Annotated in this window: 17 protein-coding genes; 8 read left to right on the forward strand and 9 right to left on the reverse strand. The window is 69.1% G+C overall.

Going from position 1 to position 16,208, the window contains the following annotated elements; genetic code table 11:
* Positions 1–244: 244 nt before the first annotated feature.
* A complete protein-coding gene (gene glnA / locus ACOZ35_RS10110; protein ID WP_424013482.1) occupies positions 245–1,615 on the reverse strand; it encodes a type I glutamate--ammonia ligase in 1,371 nt (456 codons plus the stop codon).
* A 126-nt stretch (positions 1,616–1,741) separates the two neighbouring features.
* Between glnA and lrp the strand changes: the two genes are divergently transcribed.
* Positions 1,742–2,200: an HTH-type transcriptional regulator Lrp gene (lrp, locus tag ACOZ35_RS10115; protein WP_424013483.1), complete on the forward strand. Its 459-nt coding sequence runs from the start codon at positions 1,742–1,744 to the stop codon at positions 2,198–2,200.
* A 44-nt stretch (positions 2,201–2,244) separates the two neighbouring features.
* On the opposite strand, the gene ACOZ35_RS10120 is transcribed toward lrp, so the two are convergent.
* Entirely contained in the window at positions 2,245–3,468 is a 1,224-nt protein-coding gene (locus ACOZ35_RS10120) for a phosphoglycerate kinase (RefSeq protein WP_424013484.1), read from the reverse strand.
* A gap of 99 nt (positions 3,469–3,567) precedes the next feature.
* Complete coding sequence (gene gap / locus ACOZ35_RS10125; protein WP_424013485.1) at positions 3,568–4,620, reverse strand: type I glyceraldehyde-3-phosphate dehydrogenase; 1,053 nt, start codon at positions 4,618–4,620, stop codon at positions 3,568–3,570.
* A gap of 251 nt (positions 4,621–4,871) precedes the next feature.
* On the opposite strand from gap, the gene ACOZ35_RS10130 reads away from it, so the two are divergent.
* Positions 4,872–5,252 carry an Hsp20/alpha crystallin family protein gene (locus ACOZ35_RS10130; RefSeq protein WP_004597365.1) on the forward strand — a complete coding sequence of 127 codons (381 nt, stop codon included), beginning with the start codon at positions 4,872–4,874 and terminating at the stop codon, positions 5,250–5,252.
* 16 nt (positions 5,253–5,268) lie between these two features.
* Here ACOZ35_RS10130 and ACOZ35_RS10135 read toward each other — a convergent pair whose 3' ends face one another.
* Together ACOZ35_RS10135 and eif1A are read right to left on the reverse strand one after the other, a co-directional pair.
* Positions 5,269–6,180, reverse strand: coding sequence for an ATP-grasp domain-containing protein (locus tag ACOZ35_RS10135; protein ID WP_424013486.1), 912 nt, complete (start codon positions 6,178–6,180; stop codon positions 5,269–5,271).
* Positions 6,181–6,634: 454 nt separating this feature from the next.
* Complete coding sequence (eif1A, locus tag ACOZ35_RS10140; protein WP_004597376.1) at positions 6,635–6,925, reverse strand: translation initiation factor eIF-1A; 291 nt, start codon at positions 6,923–6,925, stop codon at positions 6,635–6,637.
* Between the two features lie 98 nt (positions 6,926–7,023).
* Between eif1A and ACOZ35_RS10145 the strand changes: the two genes are divergently transcribed.
* Both ACOZ35_RS10145 and ACOZ35_RS10150 read left to right on the forward strand, forming a co-directional pair.
* Positions 7,024–7,203, forward strand: coding sequence for a DUF7470 family protein (locus ACOZ35_RS10145; RefSeq protein ID WP_424013487.1), 180 nt, complete (start codon positions 7,024–7,026; stop codon positions 7,201–7,203).
* Between the two features lie 90 nt (positions 7,204–7,293).
* Positions 7,294–7,539 (forward strand): hypothetical protein, encoded by a 246-nt coding sequence (locus tag ACOZ35_RS10150; protein ID WP_424013488.1) that lies wholly within the window; start codon positions 7,294–7,296, stop codon positions 7,537–7,539.
* Between the two features lie 3 nt (positions 7,540–7,542).
* On the opposite strand, the gene ACOZ35_RS10155 is transcribed toward ACOZ35_RS10150, so the two are convergent.
* Positions 7,543–9,279, reverse strand: coding sequence for a cryptochrome/photolyase family protein (locus ACOZ35_RS10155; protein WP_424013489.1), 1,737 nt, complete (start codon positions 9,277–9,279; stop codon positions 7,543–7,545).
* A 143-nt stretch (positions 9,280–9,422) separates the two neighbouring features.
* On the opposite strand from ACOZ35_RS10155, the gene ACOZ35_RS10160 reads away from it, so the two are divergent.
* The 3 genes from ACOZ35_RS10160 (at position 9,423) to ACOZ35_RS10170 (ending at position 11,444) form a co-directional block, all read left to right on the forward strand.
* Positions 9,423–9,617 (forward strand): hypothetical protein, encoded by a 195-nt coding sequence (locus ACOZ35_RS10160; RefSeq protein WP_004597383.1) that lies wholly within the window; start codon positions 9,423–9,425, stop codon positions 9,615–9,617.
* 189 nt (positions 9,618–9,806) lie between these two features.
* Positions 9,807–10,784 carry an aldo/keto reductase gene (locus ACOZ35_RS10165; RefSeq protein ID WP_424013490.1) on the forward strand — a complete coding sequence of 326 codons (978 nt, stop codon included), beginning with the start codon at positions 9,807–9,809 and terminating at the stop codon, positions 10,782–10,784.
* Between the two features lie 216 nt (positions 10,785–11,000).
* Complete coding sequence (locus tag ACOZ35_RS10170; protein ID WP_424013491.1) at positions 11,001–11,444, forward strand: hypothetical protein; 444 nt, start codon at positions 11,001–11,003, stop codon at positions 11,442–11,444.
* Between the two features lie 132 nt (positions 11,445–11,576).
* Here ACOZ35_RS10170 and ACOZ35_RS10175 read toward each other — a convergent pair whose 3' ends face one another.
* The 3 genes from ACOZ35_RS10175 to ACOZ35_RS10185 all read right to left on the reverse strand — a co-directional run bounded on the left by ACOZ35_RS10175 (position 11,577) and on the right by ACOZ35_RS10185 (position 15,162).
* On the reverse strand, positions 11,577–12,572 hold the full coding sequence (locus tag ACOZ35_RS10175; RefSeq protein ID WP_424013492.1) for a phosphatase PAP2 family protein: 996 nt from the start codon (positions 12,570–12,572) through the stop codon (positions 11,577–11,579).
* 93 nt (positions 12,573–12,665) lie between these two features.
* The gene (locus ACOZ35_RS10180) at positions 12,666–13,979 is read right to left on the reverse strand and encodes a YihY/virulence factor BrkB family protein (RefSeq protein ID WP_424013493.1); all 1,314 of its coding nucleotides are present in this window, start codon (positions 13,977–13,979) and stop codon (positions 12,666–12,668) included.
* Between the two features lie 52 nt (positions 13,980–14,031).
* On the reverse strand, positions 14,032–15,162 hold the full coding sequence (locus ACOZ35_RS10185) for a tRNA (guanine(26)-N(2))-dimethyltransferase (RefSeq protein ID WP_424013494.1): 1,131 nt from the start codon (positions 15,160–15,162) through the stop codon (positions 14,032–14,034).
* A gap of 189 nt (positions 15,163–15,351) precedes the next feature.
* On the opposite strand from ACOZ35_RS10185, the gene ACOZ35_RS10190 reads away from it, so the two are divergent.
* Positions 15,352–16,185: a hypothetical protein gene (locus tag ACOZ35_RS10190; protein WP_424013495.1), complete on the forward strand. Its 834-nt coding sequence runs from the start codon at positions 15,352–15,354 to the stop codon at positions 16,183–16,185.
* Positions 16,186–16,208 lie beyond the last annotated feature (23 nt).

Here is a 16,208-nt window from a genome sequence, read left to right on the forward strand (position 1 = left end):
TCGCAGGCACGCGCCACCGCACAGCAGTTTATAAGCTATCAGCGTCGTCGCTGATCAGTATTTAAATACCACAACGTTGCTGACGAACTACAACATTCACTCCCGCAACCGATCGGTCGTTGAGTTCACGCGCTCGTCGAGAGACGAACCGCTCCCGCTCGAAAAACGCGCGACAAAGCGAAACCGGACAGCACGAGAGAAAGCCGGAAAGAAAGAGACCGAAAAGTCGGGCCGCGCCGTCGCCTCAGAAGGTCTCCAGGTAGCGGTCCTCCTCCCACTGCGACACCTGGGTGAGGTACTCGCTGAACTCCTGGGACTTCGCCTCGGCGAACTTCTCGGAGGTGTGGGGGCCGAGCGCCTCCTGCAGCACCTCGTCTTCCTCCAGCTCCTCGACGGCGGCGCCGAGGTTCGGCGGGAGCGTCTCGATGCCGTACTCCTCGCGCTTCTCGTCGTCGAACTCGTAGATGTCCTCGCGGACCGGGTCGCCGGGGTCGGCCCCGGTCTTGATCCCGTCGAGGCCGGCGGCAATGAGCGACGCCAGGCCGAGGTAGGGGTTACAGGACGGGTCGGGGCTGCGGACCTCGAAGCGTGCGGAGACGCCCGCGGCGTCCGGGACGCGGACGAGCGCCGAGCGGTTCGTGTCGGACCACGCGACGTAGATGGGCGCCTCGTAGCCGGGCACCAGGCGCTTGTAGGAGTTCACGGTCGGGTTCGTCACGGCCGTGAACGCGGGCGCGTGGTTCAGGATGCCGCCCATGAACTCGTAGGCGGTCTCGCTCAGGTTGAACTCGTCGTCGCCGTCGGCGAAGGCGTTGCCGTCCTCGTCGAACAGCGAGATGTGGCTGTGCATGCCCGAGCCGTTGATGTCGGCGATCGGTTTGGGCATGAACGTCGCGTGCAGGTCGTGCTGGCTCGCGACCGCGCGGACGACGGCGCGGAACGTCGCGATGTTGTCCGCGGTCGTGAGCGCGTCGTCGTACTTGAAGTTGATCTCGTGTTGCCCTTCGGCGACCTCGTGGTGGGAGGCCTCGATCTCGAAGCCCATCTTCTCTAAGGTGAAGATGATCTCCTTGCGCACGTCGCTCGCGAGGTCCTTCGGTGCGAGGTCGAAGTAGCCGCCGTTGTCGTGGGGGATCGTCGTCGCGTTCCCCTCGTCGTCGGTCTTGAACAGGAAGAACTCGGGCTCCGGACCGATGGAGACGGAGTAGCCCATCTCTTCGGCCTCCTCGAGGACGCTCTTGAGGACCTGGCGCGGACCACCGGCGAACGGCTCGCCCTCCGTGGTCACGATGTCACAGATGAGCCGCGCGGCCCCGCTGTCGCCGTTGCCATCGCTGCGCCACGGGAGCACCGCGAACGTGTCGGGGTCGGGGACGAGCCGCATGTCCGACTCCTGGATGCGCACGAACCCCTCGATGGAGGAGCCGTCGAAGTAGATTCCCTCGGTGAACGCCTTCTCCGCCTGGTGGGCGGGCACGGAGACGTTCTTCACGACGCCGAGAATGTCGGTGAACTGGAGCCGCAGGAAATCGATGTTCTGTTCTTCGATCTCGTCGAGTACCGCCTGTTCCTCGGCCGTGAGGCCGCCGTCCGGTTTCGCGTGTTCGTCCGTCATGTTCTGGACGCTTGATTCGTTATCTGCCAGTATAAAGGCCTTATCGCTTGGCGCATGAACCGCCGGTCAGGCAAAAATGCTGGACGTTCGTAAAATTATAAACCCTTGAAAGCGTGGTTGGGTGTGATGACGTACGAAAACCTCGACGCGAAGCTTATCAACTCGCTGCTCAGCAACGGACGCGCGAGCCTCCGGAGCCTGGGCGACGATCTCGACGTCTCGGTGACGACCGTTTCGAACCACCTCCGCGACCTCGAAGAGGAGGGCGTGATTCGGGGGTACACCCCCGTCGTCGACTACGACAAGCTCGGCTACGACGTGACGGCCGTACTCCAGCTCAAGGTCGAGGGGAGCGCGCTGCCCGACGTCACCGAGAAGCTGCGCCAAGAGAAACAGATGGTGAGCGTCTACGAGGTCACCGGCGACTACGACGTGATCGCCATCGGGAAGTTCACCGACACAGACGGGATGAACGACCAGATCAAGTCGATCCTCACGGACGCGGACATCCGCGAGTCGAACACGAGCGTCGTCCTCAACGCGGTCACGGAAAACGAGCAGTTCGACCTCGACGTCGAGGAGTAGTTCGGCCGAACGCCCCGCCCCGCTTAGAGACCGCTTCCGCCCTTCTACTGCCGCTTCGCCGCTGCCTCTAAGACCTCCACCGCCGGGAGCGGCTCGCCCGTCAGCGCGCGGATGTACGCCCCGCCCGCGATGGAGACGTGCGAGAAGTCCTCCTCGCTCAGCCCGTACATCTCGATGGCCCGGGAGGTGTCGCCGCCGCCGACGACGGAGAAGCAGTCCGTCGCCGCGATGGCCTCGAGGACGCCGACGGTGCCGTCCGCGAACCGCTCGTCCTCGAAGACGCCGAGAGCGCCCTTCACGAAGACGGCATCGGACTCGCGAATCGCCGGCTCGTAGTCGTCGACCGTCGCGGTGCCCACGTCAAGGTACCCGGTCTCCTTCTCGTCGATGTCGTCGACGGCGACCTCGGCGCGCTCGCCGTCGTCCCCCTCGTACGCGAGGTCGGTCGCGAGGCGGATCGCGTCGCCGCGCTCGTCGAGGACCGATTCGATCAGCTCGCGGTTCGCCTCCCACTGCTCGTCGAACAGGTCCATGTCGCCCACGTCGTGGCCAACCGGGTGGCCCGCGGCGCGGAGGAACAGTTCGCCCGCGACGCCGCCGAGGAGGAAGCGGTCCACCTTCTCGTCTAAGGCGTCCATCACGCCGATCACGTCGGTCGCCTTCGTCCCGCCGACGACCATCGTGACGGGGCCGTCGAACTCCCGGGTCGCGATGGCGGTGTTCGCCTCGTACTCCGTCTCCATCACGCGGCCCGCGTACGCGGGGAGGACGAGCGGGAAGCCGACCAGCGAGGCGTGTTTCCGATGCGCCGCCGAGTAGGCGTCGTTGACGTACGCGTCGAAGTGCGGGGCCAGGGTCTCGACGAACGCCGTCTCGGCCTTCTCCTCGGGCGATTCCTCCGGGAGCTCGTCCTCGCACATCCGGGTGTTCTCCAAGAGGAGGATCTCGCCCGCGCCGAGCGCGTCGATGGCGTCCAGCGCCTCGTCGCCGTACGTGTCGGCCACGAACGCCACGTCGCGGCCGACGTGGTCGGCGAGGATCTCCGCGTGGCCGGCGAGCGACGTGAAGTCGTCGCGGCCGGGGCGGCCCTGATGGGCCATGAGCACGACGCGGTGACCGGCGTCGGCCAGCTCGCGGACGGTCTCGGCGTGGCGCTCGAACCGGCGGTTGTCCTGCGGTGCTCCGTCCTCGATGGGGGAGTTGAGGTCCAGTCGGACGAGGACGCGCGAGTCGGTCGGGATGTCGTCGATGGTGTCGAAGGTGGGCATGGGTGAATGGTCGTCGATGAGCTATTTAAGAGATGACGCTTCGAGGGAACGTTGCCGTCGGGGAACTTCACCGTCAACAGCGTGACCTGCGCCTGCCGCCTACGCTTCGTCCTGGACGTACGCGGCCATGTCGAGCATCCGGTTCGAGAAGCCGTACTCGTTGTCGTACCAGGTGAGGATCTTCACCAGCTTCCCGCCGGCGATGACGTTCGTCGACTGGAGGTCGACGTAGCTGGAGAAGGGGAGGCCGACGATGTCCGAGGAGACGACCTCGTCGTCGGTGTAGCCGAGGACGCCAGCGAGCGGGCCGGAGTCGGCGGCGTCGCGGAAGGCGGCGTTGACCTCCTCCGCGGTGACGTCCTCGTCGAGGCTGACGACGAACTCGGTGATGGAGCCGGTCGGGACCGGGACGCGCATCGCCATCCCGTCGATCTTCCCCTCGAGCTGCGGGAGGACCTTCTGGGCGGCGCCCGCGGCGCCCGTCGAGGTCGGCACGATGTTCTCGGCGGCCGCGCGGCCGCGGCGGCGCTTGCCCATCGGGCCGTCGATGAGGCTCTGGGAGCCGGTGTAGGCGTGGACGGTGGTGAGGGTGCCGGCGTCGATGCCGAACTCCGCGTCGAGCACCTTCGCGACCGGCGTGATGGAGTTCGTGGTACAGGAGGCGTTCGAGATCACGTCGTCGCCTTCGTACTCGTCGTGGTTGACGCCGTAGACGAGCTGTTTGACCGGCTTGTCGCCCTTCGGGGGCGCCGAGATGATCACGGTGTCGGCGCCGCCGTCGAGGTGCGCGCTCGCGTCGTCGTGAGTGCGGAAGATACCCGTACACTCCAAGGCGACGTCGACATCGAGGTCGTCCCAGGGGAGGTCGGCGGGGTCCTGAACGTTGAACAGCGGGACGGAGGTGCCGCCGATCCTCAGCTCGTCGCCGTCGCGCTCGACGCCGTCGAGCCGGCCCATGACGGTGTCGTACTTCGCGAGGTACCCCATGTCGTCGAAGTCCATCACGTCGTTGATCCCGACGAGCTCGATCCGCGGGCTCTCTAACACCGCGCGGAACACGTTGCGCCCGATGCGACCGAAGCCGTTGAGCCCCACCCGCACGACCTCGTCGTCGCTTACGTCGTCACCGGCAGACAGATACGATTTACTCATGTTCGAAAAAAGCGAGCCGCAACTACTTAAATCCGGCCCAGTCGCGCCGAGACCGTCATAATCGTTCGAATTTGTTACGGTCGGTGTCGGCGATCGTCGTCGGTCTCGGCCGGCCCGCGTCGCTCGGCGCTCCCTCGGCGCTCCCTCGGCGCTCCCTCGGCGCCCCCTCGGCGACCCTCGGCGCGGAGCGGATAGCGGCCGAAACGGCGACCGACAGAAGGCTTATCGGGGTCACCGACTTCACGGAAGGTATGGACAGAGACGACCGCGACGATCCGTTCGGAGACTTCTTCGAGGAGATCGAGCGGATGATGAACGAGATGGCCAGCGGCGACGCCCCGTCGGCCGACGACGCCGGGTTCGGCTCCGACACCCACGTCGACGCGTACACCACGGAGGAGTCGGTGCGTCTCGTCGCCGACCTCCCCGCCGTCTCGAAGGACGACCTCTCGCTGCGCTGCGACGGCGACGCGCTCACCATCTCCGCGGTCTCCGACCGGCGCGAGTACGACGAGACGGTCGAGCTCCCCGCGCCCGTCGACGAGCACTCCGCGGACGCGACGTTCAACAACGGCGTCTTGGAGGTCTCGTTCGACCGCGACGACGACAGCGCGTCGATCGACCTGGTCTAAGGCGGCCCACTCTCTCTTATTCCCGCTCCGCCGTCCGCCGGATCAGCGCCGCGAACCGGTCGTAGAAGTCGTCCGCGTACTTCGTCGCGGCGTCGACGGTCGGGCGCGCGTTCGTCTCGTTGACGACGAGCCGGTCGTCGGTCGCGAGCAGGTCGACGCCGAGGTAGTCGATCCCAAGCGTCTCGGCCGCGCGCTCGGCGAGGTCGCGCGCCTCGGGATCCAACTCGACGCCGCGCGCGGTCGCGCCGCGGTGGACGTTATGCTTCCACCGGCCGGCCGCGAGCGCGTCGTCGTCGAGGACGCGCTCGACCGCCCCCGCGTACGCGCCGTCGACGACCATCGCGCGGTAGTCGCGCGCGTCCGGCAGGAACTCCTGGATCAGGAACGACTTGTCGCCGGTCGCGCGGTAGTCGTGGATCAGGTTCAGGTAGTCGACGACGCCCAAAAGCGAGTCGAGGTCGGTCGCGGTCGCGACGCCCACCCCGCGCGTCGCGGAGTTGGGCTTCACGACGACGGGGTACGAGAACGCCTCGACAGCGTCGACGACGACAGACTCGTCGACGGGGTTCGACACGAGCGTCGTCTTCGGCGTCGGGAGCCCGGCGGCCGACAGCCGCGCCAGCACGCCCGCCTTGTTGCGCGAGGCGACGACCGCGTCGCGGCCGTTCACCCACGGGACGCCGAGCCGCTCGTCGACGACCGCGCCCTCCATCAGGCGGGTCGGGTAGACGAGGCCGACGTCGAAGCCGTCGAACTCGGCGGGGTCGGCCGCGGGCGAACTCGCGCTTTCCCCGGAACCCTCCCCGCCCGACACCCGGAGCGCCCGCTCTTTCGCTCGGACGTGACCAACCTCGATGCCGCGGTCTGCCAGGGGCTCGCGCACGCGCTCGAACGTCTCCGCGTCGGTGGTCATCGCGAGCCGGAGCATAGCGTCGCTGGGAACTGTTCGGACTTAAAAACGGGGAGAGCCGCGCGACGGCAGCGACACGTTACGACACGCGGTGGCGCGTGCCGACGAGCGCCCCTCGGGCGCGAGGAGTACGCGCGAGGGAGTCGCGGCCGCTTTTAAGCGGCCGCGACGAGGCTGGGGAGGCGTGAGGCGCGGTTGCTGTGCCGGGCGGGACTCAAAGGGGCAGCCGGGAGGCGGGCGCAGGCGACGCAAGGACCGCAGGAGCGAGCGAAGCGAGCGACCGAGGACCGCAGCAAGCGTGCGCCCGCCTCCCGGCTGGGGCTTTGGAGGTGTTCGCCGTCGATCCGCCAGCAACGATTTAAAAATGAGCGGCCGGGGCTTTGGCGGCGTTCACCACCAGTCCACAGTCAGCCATTTATAAATAAGCGGCTGAGACTCCGACGATATCTCCGATCGATCCGCGTTCAACAACTTATTGGAGGTGGCCTTCCTCGCGGAGCTGTTCCGCCTCGCTCTTCTCGTAGCGCCACGAGATGTCGGCCTTCTCGTCCTGCCAGTCCCACGGCTCGACGAGGACGATGTCGTCTTCGCGGATCCACACCCGCTTTTGCATCCGGCCGGGGATGCGCGCGGTTCGCTGTTTCCCGTCCGCACAGCGCACTTTGACGCGGTTCGCGCCGAGCATCTCGACGACCTCCGCGAACACCTCGTCGTCGTCGGGCATCCGGAGGTCGTTCCGACCGCCGCCGTCTCCGTTGCTCATGCGTACGCGGTGATACGCGTTCGCGGAAATAAAAGGGCCGCTCTCCGTCGGCGTCGACATCCTCCCGTTTTAACTCCGCTCGCCGGCGACCGCCCGACATGCGTGACACGCTCGGTCTCGAAGGCATCGCCGGCGTCCTCCTCGTCTTCGTCGCCGTCGGTATCATCGCCGTCCGTGATCCCGTCATCGCCGGCGCGGTAATGCTCCTCCTCGCCGGCCTCGCGCTGATCGCGAAGGGGCTCGTCGACACCGCCATGCGCTCGTTCGGGCTGAAGTGAGCCGAGCGCGGCGGCCACCGCTCTGTGAGTCGACCGCGCCGGCCACCGCGCTCCCGAAAGACTCATACTCGCCGACCGTTCCCCTCGGGTATGGTCGAAGTACCTGCCGTCGCGGTCGAACTCGTCGAACTCCTCGCCGTCACCCTCGGCGCCGGCGCGGCCGCCGCGGTCGGCGTCGTCCTCGAACAGTTCGGCCTCTCCGCGGTCTCGGGCGGTGACCTCGTGCTCGGCGCCTGGGCCGTCGGCATGGGACTGCTCGCGCTGTACGTCGGGGTCGTCGGGCTCGGCTACGAGCAGGCGCTCCCGCGGCTGCGCCGGCTCGCGAGCGGCGAGTAACGCCTATAACTCCCCATCGGCCGCCAGCTCGCGCACGCGGTCCGCGCGCTCGCGGATCGACTCCCACTCCGCGTCGTCTTTGTCGTCGACGTGTGAGTACATCAGTCCCATCCGGCCGGTGCCCCGGAGCGTCTCCTCGTTCTCCTTCAGAAAGTCCCAGTAGAGCGCGTTGAACGGGCACTCGCCCTCGCCCGTGGTCCGCGAGACGGCGTACCGGCAGTCCGCGCAGTGGTCGCTCATGCGGTTGACGTAGCTCCCCGAGGAGGCGTACGGCTTCGAGGAGAGCACGTCCGTGCCGAACGACCCCATCGCGACGACGTTCGGCGTCGTCACCCAGTGGTAGGCGTCGACGAAGCCGAGGTGGAACCACTCGTTCAGTTCCGCGGGGTCAACTCCGTACACTAACGCGAAGTTCGACAACACCATCAGCCGCTCGATGTGGTGGGCGTAGCCGAACTCGCGGACGTGGCCGACGGCCTCCGACAGGCACCGCATGTCCGTCTCGCCGTCCCAGTAGGCGGGCGGGAGGTCCCGCTCCTGTGACAGCTGATTCGCGTCGGCCAACTCCGGCATCGCCTCGCGGTAGACGTGATGGACGAACTCACGCCAGCCGATCACCTGTCGGACGAACCCCTCCGCGGCGTTGAGCGGGACGGGGGCGGGCGCCTTGTCCGCCGCCGCGTCCGTCTCCTCCCCGGCGCCGTCGCCCCCGTCGTCGCCCGCGCTGCCCCCGAAGTCGTCGAGCGACGTCGACGCCGCGCCGCCCCTTCCGTGTTCGGCCGGATCGTACCCGCCCGGTTCGACCCCGCGCTCCGCGTAGGCGCGCTCGACCGCCCGGACCGGCTCGCGCGGGTCGAGTAGCCCGAGGTTGATCGACGGCGAGAGCAGCGAGTGCGAGCAAAACGACTCGCCGCCGACCATCGCGTCCTGATACCGACCGAACGCGGGGAGCCCCTCGCGGACGAACCGGTCGAGCGCCTCGCGGGCCTCGTCACGGGTGACCGGCCACGCGAACCCGTCGAGCGAGTCGTTTCCCCACGTGTCGAACCGCTCGCACACCCACGCGTGGGTCTCACGCGTCAGCTCGTCCGGCTCGAACGCGGGCCGCGCGGGCGGCTGCCAGTCGTCCGGCGGCGTCTCCTGATTCTGGTCGTCGTAGTTCCACTCGCCGCCGACCGGCTCGCCGTCGTCCATCAACACGCCCGTCTCGCGGCGGACGTGCCGATACCAGTTCTCCTGCCTGTAGGTGCGCTCTGCGGCCCCGTCGGGTCTGATCGCCGTCTCCTCCTCGCCGGCCCACTCGCGCCAGTCGCTCGGCGTCGTCCAGAACAGCTCGTTGTCGACGAGTTCGAGGGTTCCGCCGCGCTCGGCGACCAGTTCGCGGAGCCGCTCGCCGGCGCCGTGGCTCGCGGGGCGCATGAGCCGCAGGCGCGGGCCGTCGCCGTCGCCCGAGCCGCCGTCGCCCTCTCTCTCTGCCCCGTCTCGTTCCGCGAAGAACTCGTCGAGACCCTCGCCGAACGACGCCGCCCGCACGTACGTCACGTCGCGGCCGCGCTCGCGGAGCTCGTCGCGGAAGTGCCGCATCGCCGAGAACACGAGCGTCAGCTTGTGGGCGTGGTACGGCTTCCGGTCGGCGAACCCGTGCGCCTCGATCAGCAGCACGTCGTCGGCCGCGTCGAGGACGTCGAGGTCGGGGTTGAGCTGGTCGCCAAGCAGCCAGCAGGTCGTCCGATCGCTCACAGGAGGACTCAGGGGCGCCAGCGCCATAGCTCCGACGGCGCGCGCGCGGCGACCGTGGTCTCCACTCCTCCGCATCGCCGCCGACCCCTCCGCACCGCCGCCGCATCCGCGGCTTTTTGTCGCCCCCGCGTGTCGGGCGAGCCATGGACGAGATCCTCACGAACTGGCTGCTCGGCCTGATCGCCGCCCTCCTCGCAGTCTTAGTGCTCGACTCGACCGGCGAACCCTTCCTCGCATCGCTCGCGCCGGTCGCGAACGTGCTCGCGCTCGTCACCTTCCTCGCGTTCGTCATCCTCACCGGCGCGTTCCTCGTGTACACCGCGTCGTTCCGCGACTAACGCCTCGCCGCCGCCGCGCCTTCGACCCGCCTGACTCCCCGCGGTCCCCCTCCCCGTCAATCCGGCCGACCTCCCTGCGATCACCGTCAATCCGGCCGACCTCCCTGCGATCACCGTCAATCCGGCCGACCTCCCTGCGATCCCCGCCGCCGCGCGTAGCTTTTTGTCCCGCCTCGAACTGATCGGCGTATGGAGTACACGACCCTCGGGAACACCGGGATGACCGTCTCGAAGATCTGTCTCGGCTGCATGAGCTTCGGCGACTCGGACTGGCGCGAGTGGGTCCTCGACGAGGAGGAAGGCAAAGAGCTCGTCGAGCGCGCGATCGACCTCGGGGTGAACTTCTTCGACACCGCCAACATGTACTCGAACGGCGAGAGCGAGCGCGTCCTCGGCGAGGCGCTCGACGGGTACGACCGCGACGAGTTCGTCGTGGCCACGAAGGGGTACTTCCAGATGGACGAGTCGAACCCGAACTCGGGCGGCCTCTCCCGGAAAGCGATCGAACAGGAACTTCAGAACTCCCTCGATCGCCTCGGCACCGACACGATCGACCTCTATCAGATCCACCGCTGGGACGACGAGACGCCGATCGAGGAGACGCTGGCCGCGCTCGACGACGCGGTGCGGCGCGGCGACGTGCGGTATATCGGCGCCTCCTCGATGTGGGCCCACCAGTTCGCCGAGGCGCTTCACGCGAGCGAGCGCGAGGGGTATGAGCGGTTCGCGACGATGCAGAACCACTACAACCTCGCGTACCGCGAGGAGGAGCGCGAGATGCTCCCGCTCTGCGAGAAGGAGGACGTCGGTGTGATGCCGTGGAGCCCGCTCGCGCGCGGCTACCTGACGCGCCCGCATGAGGACGTGGACGCGACGCTCCGGGGGCAGACCGAAGAGCACCTCTACGCGCACCCCTACCGCGAGGGCGGCGGCCCGACCGTCAACGAGCGCGTCGAGGAACTCGCCGCCGAGAAGGGCGTGAAGATGGCCCAGATCGCCTTGGCGTGGCTGTTCCACAAGGAGTCGGTCGACACCCCGATCGTCGGCACGACGAGCATCGAACACCTCGAAGACGCGGTCGAGGCGCTCGATATCGACCTCTCTGACTCCGATCTGGAGTGGCTGGAGGAGCCCTACGAGCCGGTCCGGGTCTCCGGTCACGAGTGACCCAACGGAGCCACCGCACGAGACGACCGCGCGAGACGACCGCGCGAGACGACCGCGCGAGACGACCGCGCGAGACGACCGCGCGAGACGACCGCGCGAGACGACCGCGCGAGACGACCGCGCGAGACGACCGCAGCGCGCTCGCCGGCGACTTATAAACACTCCGTCGCGGGCGCCACGACAACCCTTTTCGGCGGCGCCGCCGAATGCCTGCCCATGGCAGACGACGACGCCACCGACCCCGAGAACGGCGAGGCCGGCGAACAGGGCGACGCCGCCGACGGCGACGGCGAGGAGAAGTCCTTCCGCGAGCGCGTCGAGGAGATCCGCGAGCGACGCGAGCAGGAGCGCGAGGAGGGCGACCGGCCCGAGCCCGAGGAGATGATGGGCGGCGGCGGCCCGCCGGGCATGGGCGGCGGTGGCGGCGGCAACCCCTTCGCGCAGATGATGTCCGGCATGATGGGCGGCGGCGGCGGTCCCGGCGGCGCTGGCGGCCCGCCCGGGATGGGCGGCGGTCCTGGCGCACAGGGCGAGCAGGGCGCTCGCGGCGACGACGGCGGCAACGAGGAGCTCGTCCGCGAGGTGCGCCAACTCCGCGACGAGGTCCGCGACGCGACCCGTCAGCTCCAGCGCATCGCGCAGGCGCTCGAAGACGACTGATTCGGCGGCGTTCTCTCCCCGTTTTCCGCAGCCCGGTTAGCGCCGCGCTCGTCGGTCGACGACGGTGCGTGCTCGGGAGAGAACCGCGACGACCGTGCGGGAGTGAACCGCGACGACCGCTCGAAAAACGACTCAGTTCCGGGCGCCGCTCATCGCTCCGATCCGCTCCGGCAGCGCCGGCAGCGCGACGACGGCGACCACGGCGGCGGTGGTGGCGACGAGCGTCACAGGGAGCGTTCCCGCAAGCGCGTACGCGCCGACCCAGAGCCCGCCGGTGACCGCGAGGGCGGGGACCGCGACCCTGACCGGGACCGCGGGCTCGTCGCCGTCGACGAGCCGCCAGCCGACCGCGCCGCCGGCGCCGGTGGCGATCCCGATCCCCGCCTCGACCACCTCTCCGGTGTGTCCCCCCGCGACCGCGACGGCCAGCGCGCCGGTCGAGACGACCGCTGCGAGCAGGAACGCCGGGGCGGGGTTCAGCGCGGCGGTCGGGCCGGCCGCCGCGTCCGTCGTCTCCGCGCTCGCCGAGCGCCGCACGCGCGGGTCGCCGGCGAGCCACAGCGCGACGACGACGGTCCCCGCGCCGACCGCCAGCCCCGCGAGCACGTCGACGAGGTAGTGAACCTCGATGACCACCCGCGAGGCCGCGATGGCGACGGCGACCGCGCCGGCTGCGAGGTAACGGGCGCGGTCCGTCCAGAATCGGTCGTATAAGAGGGCTAAGGCGAGATACGCGGCCGCGCCGCCGGTGGCGTGGCCGCTCGGGAAGCCGAACCCGTCCGAGAGCACCTGCGCCTCGTACCAGCCGGACAGGAGCGCGGGGAGCCACGTCGGGATGTCGGCGGGGGACATCGCGCCGGGCGGCCGGGGGACCGCGAACCACGCCTTGCCGAGCGCCGTCGCGGCGTACGCGCAGGTGACGGCCGCGATGGCCGTGGCGCCGGCGCGGCGCGGCGACCCCGCGACCTCCTCGCTCGCGAACCAGTAGCCGACCGCGAGCAGCGCGAAGAGGAACCACGGGTCCGCGAGGTGGGTGACGGCCGCGAAGACGACGACGACGAACTCCGGGAGCGCATCGACGACGGCGAACTCGCCGAGCCCGCGCTCGGCGGCGACGAATCTAGTCACGCCTCGATCACCCCGAGAGTCGTCGCCGGCGCGGGCGTCGCCGTCGGTTCGGCCGGCGCCGACGCGGGCGTCACGGCGTCAGTTATCGCCGCGTCAGTCATCGCCGCGGCGGCGGGCGTAGTCGAGCGCCTTGCCGGGCGTCTCGATCAGGTTGAGGCCGATGCCGACGACGATGAATATCGTGTAGAGGCCGAGCGTCGACAGTCCGAGGACGACGATGGCGCCGATCGCGTAGATCCCGTCGAGCGACGTTAGCGCCGCGAGCGTCAGCACGGTTCCGTACAGCAACACGAGGTAGGGGCCCCAGCCGCGGGCGTGGCCCCGGCGCATCCGCGAGCGCACGTACCGCTTCAGCTCCGACTCGACCTCGGGCTTGTCGACCGTGCGGCGTTCCACGTCGTCCTCGAACTCGTCGAGCTGCGACCGCAGCTCCCGGACCTCCGCTTCGAGGGCGGCGACGTCCGGCGCGCCGCGCGGCCGCTCGCCGTCGTCCCCGTCGGGATCCGACTCGCCGTTCATACCCGTGGGTCGGTCGCGGTCCTGTTGTAACTGCCGGTCCGCGGCGTCGTCCGAAGGGGTGACGGGGCCCCCCGGCCCGCCGGCGCGGAAGTTGTCGCCGTCGTCGTCCCGCCCCGCGAACACCACGTTGATCGCGCCGCCGAGGACGACGACGACGGCCGCGAGGTACAGCCAGGTGACCAGAAGGAGAACCCCGCCGATGACGCCGTACACCTGGTACTGCGCGGCGCCAGCGGCGTACACCTGAAAGCCGGCCTGGAGCAGCGTCCAGCAGACCGCCGCGAACGCCGCGCCCGGCAGCGCCTCGCGGACGCCGATCGACGGCTGCGGGAGGATGTAGTACATGGGGAGGAAGACGGCGGCGAGGAAGAGAGGTAAGGCGAGAACGCTCGCCGCCTCGACCAGTGGAAGCGCGTCCGCGGCCGCGACGAACGCGCCGACGGCGACCATCACGCCGATACCGACGCCGACGGCGACGACGACCGAGGCGGCGTCGGCGACCTGCTTGAGGAATCCCGGCGGCTCGTCGCCGCCGTAGAGGGAGACGAACGCCGTGTCGAGCCCGCGGAACACCTTCAGCGTCGACCAGAGCAGCACGCCGAGCCCGAGCAGGCTCGCGCCGGTCCGCCCGCCGGCCGAGGAGACGGCGTCGACGACGGCCTCCTCGCCGGCCGGGGTGAGGAAGTCTCCGGTCGACGCGACCAACTCCGCGGCAATGGTCTCGCCGAAGACGGCGGTGGCGACGACGACGAGCAGCAGGAGCGCGGGGACGAGCGAGACGAACGCGTAGTAGGCGATGGCGGCCGCGAGGAACGTCACCTGCCGGTCGATCGCGAGGTCGGCGACGCCCCGGGCCGTGCCGAGCGCGGTGCGCGAGTGTCGAGACACGTCACGCGTTTCGGCCGACCGCGACTAAAACGGGAGGGTACCTTAGGATCCGTCAGTCCGCGTCGTCGCCGAGGACCGCCGCGCGCATCTCGGGGATCGACGCCGTGCTCTTCACCGCCGTGCCGCGGTAGTGCGCGCGGCTCGCCTCGTGGCCGGCGCCGCGGAGGCGCTCGACGAACTCGTCCATGCCGATAGCGGGCTCGCCCCACTCCTTGTACAGCCGGTGCTGGTCGTAGTGCGTGGGAGTGTCGAGCTCGCGCGCGACGGTGCCGAGCAGCTTGCGCGCGCGCTTCGCCTCGCCCATGTCGTCTGTCACCTCGCGACGGACGGCACGCGCGAAGTCGGCGTCGGCGACCGGGCCGAGCCAGATCGGGCCCGCCGTGAGGACGCGCTCGCTCCCACACTCCGGGCAGGCGTCGACCGGGTCGGCGATGTGTCCGGGCGTCGCCTCGCGCCAGAGGCAGTCCTCGCAGTGGTCCACGTGCCCCACGTTGTCGAGGCAGTCGTCGGCCGCGCGGGCGCCCGACTCCAGTTCGAGGTAGGTCCGCGCGTAGTGCCGGGAGACGTGCGAGAGGATCGGCGTCGCGGCCTTGTCGTAGCGCGCGGCGGTCCGGACCAAGGCAGAGATCAGCGTTCGGAGCCCCATCTCCGGGTGGTAGTCGGTGTTGCGCGGCACCGCGCCGTACTTGCGGATCCCGCTGTTGAGGTGGGCGCCACAGAGCGGCGCGGTGTCGGTGGCGGTGACGCAGACCAGGTTGCGGCCGTTCGCGAACGCCGCGTCCGCGAAGGGGATCGGCGTGCCGTACGGATCGAGGTCGACGACGTCGAACGGGCCCTCGTCGTACAACAAGGCGTTGACGTCGCGGTGGACCGCCTCGCCGTCGAGGCCGTTGGCGTCGAGGTTCGCGGCGGCGAGCTCGACCGCCTCGTCGTCGACGTCGGCGCAGGTCACGTCGTAGCCCTCGGCCGCCGCGCGGACGCCACGGATCCCCGAGGCGGCCATCGCGTCGAGGTACGAGGCCGCGCGCGGCTCGCGGTCGCGGTAGGCTCGCAGCGTCGCGACGGTCACGTCGCGGTTCAGCTCCTGGGTCGGGTTGAAGAAGACGCCGCCGCCGGTGCCCTCGCTGGCGCCGTCGCGGGCCTCGGGGACGGAGACGGTGAGTCCGCCCTCTTCGATGTCCATAGGCTCGCTTCGGTCATCCGGGCTAAAAGGACCGCGCTCCGGAGCCGGCGAGCCTCGGGAGCGTCGAACGCGGCGGTCGGCGGCGGCGACAATGGGAGGCTTTTACGCCGTCGGCTCGGAACGTGGACGTATGAACGGAGACGCCACGCGAGGACGCGGCGCAGTCGACGGCGACACGGAGGGACGAGGATGGTAAGTCCGGCGCGGGTGGACGCGATAACCGACATCGCGTACGGCGCGCTGATCGCTCTGTCGATCGTGCTCATCGCGACGTTCCAGGTGAACAACGTCGCCATCGCGTTCGGGATCGGGGTGTTCGCCTCGTACGTGATCCACGTCGTCTGGAAGATGGCCCGGTTCGACCCGGACTGGATGACCCGCGAGGTCGCGGACCAGGTCGGCAAGCAGGTCGAGGAGAGCGTCGGCGAGACCGTCGACAAGGAAGTGGAGAAAACCGTCGGCGAGACCGTCAACAAGGAGGTCGAGAAGACGGTCGGGGAAACGGTGAGCAAGGAGGTCGAGAAGACCGTCGAGGAGACGGTCGGCGACAAGGTCGAGGAGACCGTGAGCAAGGAGGTCGAAAAGAGCGTCGGCGAGACCGTCAACAAGGAGGTCAGCGAGGTCGCCGACGACGTCAGCAACACCGTCAGCGAGGAGGTCACGGGGAAAGTCGAGGAGACCGTGGGTGAAACCGTCGAGAAGACGGTTGGCGAGACGGTCGAAAAAACCGTTGAAGAGAAAGTCGGTGAAACCGTCGAGGAGAAGGTCGGCGAAACTGTTGAAGAGAAGGTCGGCGAAACCGTCGAGGAAACGGTGGAGAAGACAGTCGAGGAGACCGTCGGTGAGAAGGTCGAAGAAACAGTGGAGAAGACCGTTGAAGAGACTGTCGGCGAGAAAGTTGAGGAAACGGTGGAGGAAACAGTCGACGAGAAAGTTGAGGAGACAGTCGAGAAAACGGTCGAGGAGAAAGTCGGCGACGGCGACGAAGACGCGGACGACGACGAGCGGTCGAGCGGGTCGTAGGTCGACCCGTCCGTGAACGGTTG

This window comes from Halorubrum xinjiangense, assembly GCF_049604745.1.
GTDB classification, from domain to species: Archaea; Halobacteriota; Halobacteria; order Halobacteriales; family Haloferacaceae; genus Halorubrum; species Halorubrum xinjiangense_A.